A 12,183-nucleotide genomic window follows, 5' to 3' on the forward strand; every position below is an offset into this window, starting at 1 on the left:
CAGACCGCCGGACAGCATCAGACCATGGCCGCGCGCTGCTGGCGATGCATCAGCCAGAACACCGCCACGCCGGCCAGCACGATGCCCGGCGCTGAGGCTGCCATCACCCCGACGGTGCCGGTGCCGAGGGCCAGCATCTTGCCGGCCAGCAAAGGGCCGCTCATCGCCCCGAGGCGGCCCACCGCCACGGCGGTGCCGACCCCGGTGGCGCGGATCGCCGCGGGATAGAAGAGCGGCGCCAGCGCGTAGAGCACGCTCTGGCCGCCGGTGGCGAACAGCCCGGCGACAAACCCCGCCAGCAGCATCCCGCTCAGCGTCGACGCACTGCCCAGCGCCAGCAGCGATGTCAGAATGCCGCTGTATATCAGAAGCGACATGCGCAGCGGAGTAAGCTTATCCATCAGCGCGCCCAGCAGCAAAGTACCGCAGGCGGCGCCGATCTGCAGAGAGAACATCACCCCCGCTGCCTGGCTGGCGCTGAACCCCTGGCCCACCAGCAGCATCGGCAGCCAGTTGATGAGCATATAGACCACCAGCAGGGTGAAGAAATAGCCCAGCCACAGCAGCAGCGTGGCGGCAGCATGTCCCGGGGCAAACAGGGTGCGCAGCGGTACGCTGGTCTCCACGCGCTGAAACGCCTGCGACTCCGGCAGCCAGCGCATCAACAGCGGGATCAGCAGCAGCGGGACCACGCCGCCAATCCAGAAGATGGTCTGCCAGGCCGCGGCGAGGCCAGAGAACCCCAGCGCCGCCGCCAGCGCGGCGCCAATGGGCACGCCGCAGTACATCAGGCTCACCGCCCGGCCGCGAAAGCGTGGGCCAGCGGCTTCCGAGGTTAAGGCAATCAGGTTCGGCAATGCCGCCCCCAGCCCGACGCCGGTGAGCAGGCGCGCCAGCAGCAGCGTCGGGAAGCTCCAGGCCACCGCGGTGGCCAGCGAGAACAGGCCAAACAACAGCACCGAGCTCAGCAGGATGCGTTTGCGCCCGTGGCGGTCCGCCAGCATGCCGCCCACCAGCGCGCCGGGCAGCAAGCCGAGGATCCCGGCGCTGAAGATCCAGCCCATCTGCATTTTATCCAGCGCAAAGGCCTGCGCCATGCCGACGGCGGCGATCCCCGCCGCCTGCAGATCCAGCCCCTCCATCAGGGCCACCATAAAACAGAGCCCGATGGTGACCATCAGGCGCGAGGAGTTTGCGGTCGTTATCTTGGTCATAGGGTACCTTGGCGATAGCCGGACAAGCGGATCAGGTGATGGGCGGCTGATGCGTGGTCAGCCGCGCGTTGTTATTTTTGGCGGTTAAGCAGATCCAGCGCGACGTCGACGATCATATCCTCCTGGCCGCCGACCATCCGCCGTTTGCCCAGCTCGACGAGAATATCCACCGCGCTGAGGCCATAGCGCGCCGCCGCCGCTTCGCTGTGGCGCAGGAAGCTGGAGTAGACCCCGGCGTAGCCCAGCGCCAGCGTTTCGCGGTCGACGCGCACCGGGCGGTCCTGCAGCGGCCGCACCAGCTCGTCGGCGGCGTTCATCAGCGCATAGAGATCGGTGCCATGTTGCCAGCCGAGCTTGTCGGCGGCGGCAATAAACACCTCCAGCGGCGCATTGCCCGCCCCCGCCCCCATCCCGGCCAGGCTAGCGTCTATGCGATCGCAGCCCTCTTCCACCGCGACGATAGAGTTGGCCACCCCGAGGCTCAGGTTATGGTGGGCATGCATCCCGGTGGCGGTCTCCGGCTTCAGCACCGCCTTCAGCGCGCGGAAGCGGTCGCGAATGTCGTTCATGTTCATCGCCCCGCCGGAATCCACCACGTAGATGCAGGTCGCCCCATAGGATTCCATCTTCAGCGCCTGCTGCGCCAGCGCCTGCGGGGAGATCATATGGCTCATCATCAGAAAACCGACGGTGTCCATCCCCAGCTCGCGGGCAAAGGCAATATGCTGCGCCGCGACGTCCGCTTCGCTGCAGTGGGTGGCGACCCGCACCACCCGCGCCCCGGCCTGATACGCGGCTTTCAGGTCGTGCAGCGTGCCGATGCCCGGCAGCAGCAAGGTGGCGATTTTCGCCTTGCTGACCACCGCCGCCGCCGCTTCAATCCAGGCGATATCACTGTGGGCGCCAAAGCCGTAGTTGAAGCTGGATCCCTGCAGCCCATCGCCGTGGGCCACTTCGATGGAGTCCACCCCCGCCTTATCCAGCGCGCCGGCAATCTGCTGCACCTGCGCCAGGGAATACTGGTGACGAATAGCGTGCATACCATCGCGCAGCGTCACATCCGAAATGTAGAGTTTTTTACCGTTCATGCTGTCGCTCCCGCCGCGCTGTTCATTGCCACGGCCATTTGCTCCGCCGTCGCCAGCGCCGCCGAGGTCATAATATCGAGGTTGCCGGCGTACGCCGGCAGATAGTGCGCCGCCCCTTCCACTTCGAGGTAAACCGCGGTTTTCAGGCCGGAAAAACGGCCCACGCCGGGCAGGTTGACCGGATTATCCTCGGGGATAACCTCAAACTGCACCTGCTGCTTCAGCCGGTAGCCAGGCACGTAAGCCTGCACCGCCGCCGCCATCTCGGCGATCGAGGCGGCAATCGCCTCCTGGGACGCCATCTCGCTCAGCACATACACGGTATCGCGCATCATCAGCGGCGGCTCCGCCGGGTTCAGCACGATAATCGCCTTGCCCTTGCCCGCGCCGCCGACTTTTTCAATCGCCTGCGAGGTGGTTTCGGTGAATTCGTCAATATTGGCCCGCGTGCCCGGCCCGGCGGATTGACTGGCGATGGAGGCCACGATCTCTGCATAATGCACTTTCGCCACCCGCGAAACCGCGGCGACCATCGGGATGGTCGCCTGGCCGCCGCAGGTCACCATATTGACGTTGCCCTGGTGGAGGTTGGCCGCGAGGTTGACGACCGGCACGCAGTATGGGCCAATCGCCGCCGGCGTCAGGTCGATGACGCGGATCCCCGGCTTCGCTTCGCGCAGCGCGGCATCGTTTTTGACGTGCTCCCCGGCGCTGGTGGCGTCGAAGACGAAGTCGATATCGGCAAACTCCGCCATCTGCATCAGGCCGCCCACCCCTTCGTGGGTGGTCGCTACCCCCATGCGCCGGGCGCGGGCCAGACCATCCGACTGCGGGTCGATGCCGACCATCACCGCCATTTCAAGATGCTGGCCGTGGCGCAGAATTTTAATCATTAAATCGGTGCCGATATTTCCGGAGCCGATAATGGCGACTTTACGTTTACGCATCACGATGTCCTTCTCCGGCGGCGACGAAGCGTGCCGCGACTGAGCCAATACCTTCAATATGGGCGACAAAGCTGTCCCCCTCGTTAATCGCCACCATTGGGCCTAGCGCCCCGGTGAGCACGATATCCCCCGCCCGCAACGGTTCGCCGAGGCTGGCCATCTTGCGCGCCAGCCAGACCGCGGCGTTCAGCGGATGCCCCAGGCACTCGCTGCCCCGGCCGCTGGAGACCAGCTCCTGGTTGCGGGTCATCCGCATGGCGCACTGCTTCAGATCCAGCCCCGCCGGGCGCTGCGCCGGGCCGCCGATGACGTACAGGCCGCAGGAGGCGTTATCGGCGACAGTGTCGACAAAGCCGATTGACCAGTCGCGAATGCGGCTGCCCACCACCTCCAGCGCCGGCAGCACCCATTCGATGGCGTGATACAGTTCATCAAAAGTGGTATCGGCATGGGGCAAATCATGTTTCAGCACCAGGGCGATCTCGGCCTCCACCTTCGGCTGCAGCACGCGGCCAAACGGCACGTCGGCGTTGTCGCCGTAGCACATGTCGGCAAACAGGGTGCCGAAATCCGGCTGGTTGACCCCCAGCTGCTGCTGCACTTTGGGATGGGTCAGGCCCACCTTGCGGCCCACTACCCGCCGGCCATGGGCCACGTGGTGCTGAACGTTCAGGCGCTGGATGGCGTAGGCGGCGTCGGCGTTGTCGACGCCGAGGATATCGCGCAGCGGGGCGATCGCCTGGCCGGTCCGTTCGGCGTCGCGCAGCTGCTGCGCCAGCGCGTCAAGAGAAAAAGTCATCATCACTCCTTAGGCCCGTGCGAGGAAATTGAGCACCAGCTGATTAAAACTGTCGGCATGTTCCCACTGCGCCCAGTGGCCGCAGTCGCGGTAAATATGCAGCTCAGAGCCGGCGATCCCGGCGAGCAGGCGCAGCCCGGCGTCCATCGGCACGAAGCGGTCGTTGCGTCCCCAGACGATCAGAGTTGGCGCAGCGATCTCGCCGAGCCGCGGGCCAAAGTCAGGGAACTGCTTCGGGTTGGCTTCGAGGCTCTTGACGAAGTTGTCCAGATGGTCGCGGCGCGACAGCATATTGTTCAGCCGCGCCTCGAACAGCGCGTCAGTGAGGTCGCGGGTGTCAAAGACGAAAATGCTCATCATCTTCTTCAGGTTTTCAATGGTCGGCTCGCGGTACAGGGCGTTCAGCAGCTTGATGCCCTCCGTCGGCATCGGCGTGAACAGGCTCATGCCGCCGGTCCCCCCGCCCATCAGCACCAGCTTAGCCACCCGCTCCGGCCAGCTCAGGGTGAAGGCCACTGCGCTGTGGCCGCCCATCGAGTTGCCCAGCAGATGGACTTTATCGATCCCCAGCTGATCGACCACGCTTTTCAAAATGCGGGCGTTGAGATCCGAACGCGAGCCGCTGTTGATGATCGAATCGCTCTTCCCCCACCCCGGACAGTCGAGGAGCAGCACGCGATAGCCCGCCTCGACCAGCGGGTCAATATTGCGGCTGAAGTTGGCCCAGCCGGTAGCCCCCGGCCCGGAGCCGTGGAGCATCACCACGGTCTCTTTCCCGTCGCCGCAGTCATTGATATGGATACGCAGCGTGCGGCCCCCTTCGTCGACGTTGAGGAATCGGCTGGTGGCGGCTTCGGTTTGCGGTTGATAGCTCATGTTAGTCTCCCGGTTAATCAAATCTCGGTGGTGGCGCTCAGCGAGCCGAATCCGGCGATCCACTCGGGGATCGGCCGGTAATAGCGGCCTTCGCTACGCCAGCGGCCAAAAGCGGATAGCGCGGCAAAAGCGGCCACCCAGGTCTTAATTTCGTGCGTCGATTTGCCGGCCATCGCCGACAGCTCGTCGTTGCCGATCGCGTCCAGTTCGCTCAGCCGCCCCTGCTCCAGCAGGCTCATAAAGCGGTTGTCCCACACCGGATTAAGGGGATGGAGCGAGCGCGGGTCCTCGGTAAACCGGCGGGCGGCGCTGATCACCCGCTGCTGGCGCAGCTCGCGTTCGTCCGGCGGCAGCTGTTTGCCGCTGCCGAGCAGGCGGTGGCGCAGATGGGCGTCGGCCTTCGCCAGCTCCGGCACAGGCGGCTGGTGCGACAGCCCGCCAGAGCCGAGGATCAGCACCCGCTTATTGAGGGTGTTGAGGAAGCGGCCCATCGCCTCGCCAAGCTGCCGGGTGCGTTGAAAACCCGGTAGCGGCGCGGCGACGCCGTTAATAAACACCGGCAGCACCGGCAGGCGATCCAGCCCACCCAGCAAAAACTCCAGCGGCTGGGCGAAGCCATGGTCCACCTGCATGTTGTACGACACCGCCAGGTCGATACCGCTGTTGAGCACGGCGTGAGCGCAGGCTTCTGCCAGCTCGGTGGGCACCGGCAGGTCGCCGGCGGCGCTGGCGAAGTCGCCGATGGCGGTGGCGCCGACGCCGAGGCAGAACGGCGGCATCACGTCATAGAAAAAACCGTTGTAGTGATCGGGGGCGAAGAGCACCACCAGTTCGGGATCGAATTCAGCGATCCGCCGCCGGGCGTCGGCAATCACCCCGTTGACCTCATCAAGGACCGCCTGCTCCGGGTCAACGAATCCCACCAGCGGGGTGTGCGACAGACAGTGCAGATAGGCATGCATATCAGGCCACCTTCTCTTCAGCGTGGGCGGTATCCCCGGCTGCGAGGGTCATTTTTTCCGCCAGGGCGGTCAGCTGCGCGCCGAGGGTTTGCGGGATAGCGAGGGCGGCGACAAAGCGGTCCGGCCTGACCACGGCGATGGCGGTGTGATGGTGCGCAAACCAGCTCTTCAGTCGGTTTTGTTTATCCCCTACCCGCAGCGTGCCCGGAGCGTTATCCTGCTCGCGGTGGATCTGCACCTCCGGCACCACCTGAATAAAGCGCACCCCTATCGCGCGCCAGCGGGCGATCTGCCCGGCGTCGAGCCCCCACTGCGGGTTGCAGCCCCAGCCGATAATGGCGAAATTCGCCCCGATAACCTCGTCGAGCAGGAGGCTCTCGCCATTCTCCAGCGTCACCTGCGGTTGAATAAACATTTTGCCCACCGGCGAGGATTTATCTGCGCCATCGGTCAGCAGCGCCCCCTCGCGATACTGCGGCATCGGCTTAAAGCGCATTTCGAGGAAGTAACGTTTCACCGGCGGCAGGTAGTTCAGCAGCCACGAGAGGCCATCGCGCACGGCCCCCTGCCAGCGCTTCGGCGGCGCCAGCACGTGGCCGGCGGTCACCGACAGGTCAATCATCGCCTTCGCGTGGTCGCGACGCTCCTGCTGGTAGCTGTCAAGCAGCGCCTCTCCCGCTTTGCCGTTGACCACCAGCGCCAGCTTCCACGCCAGGTTGAAGGCGTCGCGCATGCCACTGTTGTATCCCTGGCCCTGCCAGACCGGCATGATGTGCGCGGCGTCGCCGGCCAGCAGCACCCGGTCAATGCGAAAGCGCTCGGCAAGGCGCGCGTTATGGGTGTAGACCCGCTGGCGGATCAGTTCGACGCGATCCGGGTCCGGTAGCACTTTGCTCAGCAGGCGGCGCATATTGTGCGGCTCGCTGAGCTGGGCTTCGGTTTCCCCGGGCATCACCATAAATTCAAAGCGGCGCACGCCGTGTGGCAGCGCAGCGGAAACATAGGGCCGCACCGGGTCGCAGCACAGATAGACGTGCGGGGTGGCCAGCGGGTCGTTGGCAATATCGATGACGATCCACTGATTCGGCGCGGTCTTGCCTTCAAAGGGGACGTTCAGCGTACGGCGAATAAAGCTGGCGCCGCCGTCGCAGGCCACCAGCCAGTCCGCGCGCACCGTCTCCCGCTCGCCGTCCGGCCCTTTGATATTTAACGTGACACTGTCACTGTTCTGACTAAAGGCTTCCACCTCGCGGGAGAAGAGGCAACGGACCTGTGGGAAACGCTGCAGGCCGTGATACATCACCGCATCCACCTGCGGCTGGATAAAGGCGTTGCGCCGCGACCAGCCAAACTCATCGGTCATCGGCTGGATGTCGGCAAAGCAGCGGCCCTTCGGGGTCAGAAAGCGCATGGCGTGCCACGGCGTGGTGTGCGGCAGCACGTCATCCACCAGCCCCACCGCCTGCATCGCCCGCAGCGATTCATCGTCAATACCGATGGCCCGCGGGTAATCGATCAGTTTGTCGAGCTTTTCCACCAGCAGCACGCTGATGCCCATCTGGCCAAGGTAGTTGGCCATCATCAGGCCTACCGGACCGGCGCCGGCGATGGCGACCTGGGCGGTATGCTGCACGGCGGGTTGAATATCGGGTGTAGATGTTGTCATTCTCAGCGACCTCACGACTCGGAAACGGCCAGACCGGCAGGCCATTTGTTAATCATGTGTAAACGTATTTTTATAATGGGCTGAGTATAGGGCGGGGGTTTTCGGCTACAATCAAAACATTATCGAATGTGCACCAGGTGCACAGCGCTGTTTATAAAGCGTTTTCAGGAGGGTTTGATGCATGACGATGGGTCCACAGCGTACAAAACGGTGCGCGGATTAAGCCGGGGTTTATTGTTATTAAAATTGTTAAATAAATTCGACGGCGGCGCGACGCCGGGCCTGCTGGCGGAGTTTAGCGGCCTGCATCGCACCACCGTGCGCCGGCTGCTGGAGACGCTACAGGAGGAGGGTTTTGTCCGCCGCAGCCGCTCCGATGACAGCTTTCGTCTGACCATTAACGTCCGCCAGCTGAGCGACGGATTTCGTGACGAACATTGGATTTCTGCCCTCGCCACGCCGCTGCTCGGCGAGCTGCTGCGCGAAGTACAGTGGCCGACGGACATCACCACCCTCGACGTCGACGCCATGGTGGTGCGCGAAACCACCCACCGTTTCAGTCGGCTGTCGTTTCACCGGGCGATGGTCGGACGGCGACTGCCGCTGCTGCTCACCGCCTCCGGTCTGACGTGGCTGGCCTTTGCTCCCGACGCGGAGCGCGACGCCATTCTCAGCATGCTGGCCGCCCGTCCGGAGGCGGAGTATCAGCTGGCCCGCGAACCGGAACGGCTGGCGGCAATCCTCGCCCGCACCCGCCAGAACGGCTATGGAGAAAACTACCGCGGCTGGCGGCAGGAGGAGAAAATCGCCTCTATCGCCGTGCCGGTCTGCAGCCAGCAGCGGGTCATCGGCTGCCTCAACCTGGTCTATATCGCCAGCGCCATGACCATTGAGCAGGCGGCGCAAAAGCATCTCTCTACGCTGCAGAGGGTGGCGGGCCAGATAGAGGCGCGCATGGAGGATCAAGAAGTGTGGTACGAAATGCCTTGATCGTAGTGAGGGTAAACGCGATCAACCATTGCGCCCGGCGTCGTTATATAATTTAATACACAACGAATTTTTCACGCCATTCGGGCCAAATCATGCCAAAACACCCCTTACTGCTGGGCCTGACGCTGCTCAGCGCCAGCCTGTTCACCGGTCAGGCCTTCGCCGACCGCACTGTCACCGACCAGCTGGGTCGCCAGGTCACCCTCCCCAACCACGTCACCCGCGTCGTGGTTCTGCAGCATCAGACGCTCAACCTGCTGGTGCAACTGCATGCCGCTGAGGATATCGTCGGCGTCTTAAGCAGCTGGAAGAAACAGCTCGGGCCGCAGTTCGCCCGCTTTATGCCCGAGATCGGGCAACTGGCGACCCCGGGCGATCTCACTCAGGTCAATATTGAAAGCCTGCTGGCGCTGCGTCCGCAGGTGGTTTTCGTCGCCAACTATGCGCCGCCGGCGATGATCGCGCAGATCCAACAGGCCGGGATCCCGGTGGTGGCCATTTCGCTGCGCCAGGATGCCGCTGGGGAAAAAAGTAAAATGAACCCCACCATGGCTGACGAGGAGCAGGCCTATAACGCCGGACTGGTAGAGGGGATCCGCCTTATCGGCGAGGTCGTCGAACGCCAGCCCGAGGCCGAGGCGCTGATTCACTACACCTTTGAGGCGCGTAAGCAAGCCAATGCGCCGGTGGCCGATATTCCCCAGAACCAGCGGGTGCGGGTGTATATGGCCAACCCCGATCTGAATACCTACGGCGCCGGCAAATACACCGGTCTGATGATGGCGCACGCCGGGGCGCTGAACGTGGCGGCCGCCAGCGTAACAGGCGCCCGTCAGGTGTCGCTGGAGCAGGTGCTGGCGTGGAACCCGCAGGTGATCTTCGTCCAGGACCGTTATCCGCAGGTGGTCAAACAGATAGAGAACGACCCGCAGTGGCAGGCGATCGATGCGGTGAAACATCACCGCGTGTGGCTGATGCCGGAGTACGCCAAAGCCTGGGGTTACCCGATGCCGGAGGCCCTGGCGCTGGGCGAGCTGTGGATGGCGAAAAAACTCTACCCTTCGCGTTACCAGAACATCGATGTGGACAGTAAAGCCAGGGATTACTATCAACGCTTTTACCGCGTAGCGTGGACGCCAGATGCCCGCTAACCACCGTCCCTGGCTGTTGCAGGGCAGCCTGGCGCTGGCGACGCTGGCGATCGCAGTCGCCTCTCTCTGTTTCGGCCAGTTCCCGTTAAGCCTGAGCGCCGTTGGCCACACCCTGATCCATCTCCCACCAGGCGAAGGGGTGATCGGACAGATCGTCTGGTCGGTTCGCCTGCCGCGCGTGGTCATAGCTTTGCTGGCCGGGGGCGCGCTGGGGCTGTGCGGCGCTACCTTACAGGGCGTGTTCCAGAACCCGCTGGTCGACCCGCACATCATCGGAGTGACCTCTGGCTCCGCCTTCGGCGGCACGCTGGCGATCCTGTTGGGCGTCGGCGGCCTGCTGATGATGGCCTCGACCTTTTTCTTTGGCCTCGTCGCGCTGGGGCTGATTTACGCCCTCGCCGCCCTGCAGGGGCGGGACAGCACGCTGGGGCTGATTCTGTCCGGGATCATCCTCAGCGGCTTCTTCGCCGCGCTGGTCAGCCTGATGCAGTACCTCGCCGACAGCGAAGAGACGTTACCGAACATTGTCTTCTGGCTGCTCGGCAGCTTCGCAACCGCCAGCTGGCATAAGGTACTGCTCATGATCCTGCCCATGGCGGTGGCCGCCGGGGTGTTGTGGAAGCTGCGCTGGCGAATCAATCTGTTGGCGCTGGAGGAGCGCGATGCCCGCAGTCTTGGCGTTCCGGTGGCCGCGCTGCGTCGCGCCGTGCTGGTCTGCTGCGCGGTGCTGGTGGCAGCGCAAGTGGCGGTCAGCGGCAGCATCGCCTGGATGGGACTGGTGGTCCCGCACCTCGCCCGTCTGCTGGTGGGCGCCGACCATCGTCGCCTGCTGCCCGCCGCCTTCTGGCTCGGCGCCGCCCTGATGCTGGTGGTGGACGATATGGCGCGCACGCTGACGCAGGCGGAGATCCCGATCGGGATCATCACAGCCCTGCTCGGCGCGCCGCTGTTTACCTTGTTGCTGGTGCAATCCCGACGCCGGAATACGCTCCAATGAACCGCTCATTGTCGCTGGAAGCGCTACGTTACGGCCACCGTCAGCCGCTCTTCGCCCCGCTCACGCTGGCCTGCCGTCCCGGCGAGATCTGGGCGGTGCTGGGCGCCAATGGCCGGGGAAAAAGTACTCTGCTGGATACCCTGACCGGCGTGCTGCCACCGCTGAGCGGCCGGGCGCAGTGCGAGGGCGGCGTCGCCCTGGTTCCGCAGTCGTTTCGTCCCGCTTTCCGCTGGCGAGTGAGCGATGTGGTGCTGATGGGCCGCGCCCGGCACGTGGATCTCTTTGCCCAGCCGGACGAGGAGGATGCCCGGCGGGTTGAGCAGGCGCTGGCGCAGCTGGGGATTGCCGCCCTGGCCGGGGATGACTTCGACGCGCTCTCCGGCGGCCAGCAGCAGCTGGTGCTGATTGCCCGCGCGCTGGTCAGCGCCAGTCAGAATATCCTGCTGGATGAGCCCTGCTCGGCGTTGGATCTCGGTAACCAGCAGGTGGTGCTCCAGCTGATCGACGACCTCGCTCACCGCCAGGCGCGCACCGTCCTGTTCACCACCCATGATCCGAATCATGCGCTACAGGTGGCCAGCCATACGCTGCTGCTTCTGCCGGAGGGCCAGTGGCTGGCGGGCGAGACTGCCGAAGTGCTCAGCGAAACGCACCTCCGGCAAGCATACGGCCTGCCAGTACGTCTGATCTACCATCCCGCGTCCGCGTCCCCTCTGCTGGCGCCGGGGTTTACTCTGCGTCGCTGAACGGCATAAAACCCGCCTGCCGGAGATACCCCTGGCCAACGTCGCCGAGGATAAAGCGATATAGGGCCAGCGCGGCGGGATCGGCACTGAGGCGCGCCAACTGGTAATCGCAGCGAATATTCCACGCTGCCGGGATGGTCAGGGTACGCAGATCGTCGCAGGCGGCCAGCGCGGGGGCATAGTGCGCGTAGCCGATAAACAGATCCGCCAGATTCTGGCGAATGAGCCACGCGCCGGCTATCTCTCCCGGCGGCACGCTCAGTGAGTCTCTGCCGCCGACCAGCGGCTGCGCCCGCCCGGCCATCGCGTTGCCCAACCCTGGATAGCGCGCCTCAATTCGGGCGAACAGCTGCCAGGTATAATCTCCTGACGGATCGCAGCCCGGCGTGGAGGTTGCCAGCCGCAGGCGGGGCGTGCTGAGCAGCGCCAGCCAGTCCAGGCCATCGTTGTCCGGCGACCGCCTGGCGGTCAGCATCAACTGGTTGCCGGCAAATCCCTGGCATTCCTGCGCCAGACCCGCCTGGAGCAGCGCCTGCGGGTGCGCCGCGTTGGCGGAAGCAAAAACCGCGCACGGGGTCCCGGCCTCGATCCGCTCGCGCAGCAGGCCGGCAGGGCCAAACTGCGCATCGACCGCCAGGCCAGTCTGCTGCTGAAAGTACGCCACCAGCGGCAGAAAAGCGCTTTTCAGGCTTCCCGCCGCCAGCAGCGTGAGAGGAGTGGACATTATAGATCGTCGCTATAAACCGG

At 64.5% G+C, this 12,183-nt stretch carries 12 protein-coding genes; 4 read left to right on the forward strand and 8 right to left on the reverse strand.

Features of this window, described 5'->3' with window-relative positions:
• Positions 1 to 17: 17 nt before the first annotated feature.
• The 7 genes from mhpT to GQR96_RS14180 form a co-directional block, all read right to left on the reverse strand.
• Positions 18 to 1,214 carry a 3-(3-hydroxy-phenyl)propionate transporter MhpT gene (gene mhpT, locus GQR96_RS14150; RefSeq protein ID WP_074384492.1) on the reverse strand — a complete coding sequence of 399 codons (1,197 nt, stop codon included), beginning with the start codon at positions 1,212 to 1,214 and terminating at the stop codon, positions 18 to 20.
• Positions 1,215 to 1,285: 71 nt separating this feature from the next.
• The gene (gene mhpE / locus GQR96_RS14155) at positions 1,286 to 2,302 is read right to left on the reverse strand and encodes a 4-hydroxy-2-oxovalerate aldolase (protein WP_065904616.1); all 1,017 of its coding nucleotides are present in this window, start codon (positions 2,300 to 2,302) and stop codon (positions 1,286 to 1,288) included.
• Positions 2,299 to 3,249 carry an acetaldehyde dehydrogenase gene (mhpF, locus tag GQR96_RS14160; protein ID WP_069135791.1) on the reverse strand — a complete coding sequence of 317 codons (951 nt, stop codon included), beginning with the start codon at positions 3,247 to 3,249 and terminating at the stop codon, positions 2,299 to 2,301. Before mhpF ends, mhpE begins: the two co-directional genes overlap by 4 nt.
• The gene (mhpD, locus tag GQR96_RS14165; protein WP_062914322.1) at positions 3,242 to 4,048 is read right to left on the reverse strand and encodes a 2-keto-4-pentenoate hydratase; all 807 of its coding nucleotides are present in this window, start codon (positions 4,046 to 4,048) and stop codon (positions 3,242 to 3,244) included. The genes mhpF and mhpD overlap by 8 nt, the downstream gene beginning before the upstream one ends.
• Before the next feature lie 9 nt (positions 4,049 to 4,057).
• On the reverse strand, positions 4,058 to 4,924 hold the full coding sequence (mhpC, locus tag GQR96_RS14170) for a 2-hydroxy-6-oxonona-2,4-dienedioate hydrolase (protein ID WP_032456237.1): 867 nt from the start codon (positions 4,922 to 4,924) through the stop codon (positions 4,058 to 4,060).
• Between the two features lie 17 nt (positions 4,925 to 4,941).
• Positions 4,942 to 5,886 carry a 2,3-dihydroxyphenylpropionate/2,3-dihydroxicinnamic acid 1,2-dioxygenase gene (gene mhpB / locus GQR96_RS14175; protein ID WP_017901284.1) on the reverse strand — a complete coding sequence of 315 codons (945 nt, stop codon included), beginning with the start codon at positions 5,884 to 5,886 and terminating at the stop codon, positions 4,942 to 4,944.
• Between the two features lies 1 nt (position 5,887).
• Entirely contained in the window at positions 5,888 to 7,552 is a 1,665-nt protein-coding gene (locus GQR96_RS14180; RefSeq protein ID WP_032456239.1) for a bifunctional 3-(3-hydroxy-phenyl)propionate/3-hydroxycinnamic acid hydroxylase, read from the reverse strand.
• Between the two features lie 177 nt (positions 7,553 to 7,729).
• Between GQR96_RS14180 and GQR96_RS14185 the strand changes: the two genes are divergently transcribed.
• From GQR96_RS14185 to GQR96_RS14200, 4 genes are all read left to right on the forward strand, one after another.
• On the forward strand, positions 7,730 to 8,542 hold the full coding sequence (locus GQR96_RS14185) for a DNA-binding transcriptional regulator (RefSeq protein ID WP_004203058.1): 813 nt from the start codon (positions 7,730 to 7,732) through the stop codon (positions 8,540 to 8,542).
• Positions 8,543 to 8,634: 92 nt separating this feature from the next.
• A complete protein-coding gene (locus GQR96_RS14190; protein WP_049003488.1) occupies positions 8,635 to 9,693 on the forward strand; it encodes an ABC transporter substrate-binding protein in 1,059 nt (352 codons plus the stop codon).
• Positions 9,683 to 10,690 carry a FecCD family ABC transporter permease gene (locus GQR96_RS14195; protein WP_004203061.1) on the forward strand — a complete coding sequence of 336 codons (1,008 nt, stop codon included), beginning with the start codon at positions 9,683 to 9,685 and terminating at the stop codon, positions 10,688 to 10,690. Before GQR96_RS14190 ends, GQR96_RS14195 begins: the two co-directional genes overlap by 11 nt.
• Complete coding sequence (locus tag GQR96_RS14200) at positions 10,687 to 11,436, forward strand: ABC transporter ATP-binding protein (protein WP_004203063.1); 750 nt, start codon at positions 10,687 to 10,689, stop codon at positions 11,434 to 11,436. The genes GQR96_RS14195 and GQR96_RS14200 overlap by 4 nt, the downstream gene beginning before the upstream one ends.
• On the opposite strand, the gene GQR96_RS14205 is transcribed toward GQR96_RS14200, so the two are convergent.
• Complete coding sequence (locus GQR96_RS14205; RefSeq protein WP_053810238.1) at positions 11,420 to 12,163, reverse strand: substrate-binding domain-containing protein; 744 nt, start codon at positions 12,161 to 12,163, stop codon at positions 11,420 to 11,422. The two genes, GQR96_RS14200 and GQR96_RS14205, sit on opposite strands and share 17 nt — an antisense overlap.
• Between the last annotated feature and the right edge of the window lie 20 nt (positions 12,164 to 12,183).

It is taken from the genome of Klebsiella sp. PCX, assembly GCF_021869705.1.
GTDB classification, from domain to species: domain Bacteria; phylum Pseudomonadota; class Gammaproteobacteria; order Enterobacterales; family Enterobacteriaceae; genus Klebsiella; species Klebsiella quasipneumoniae.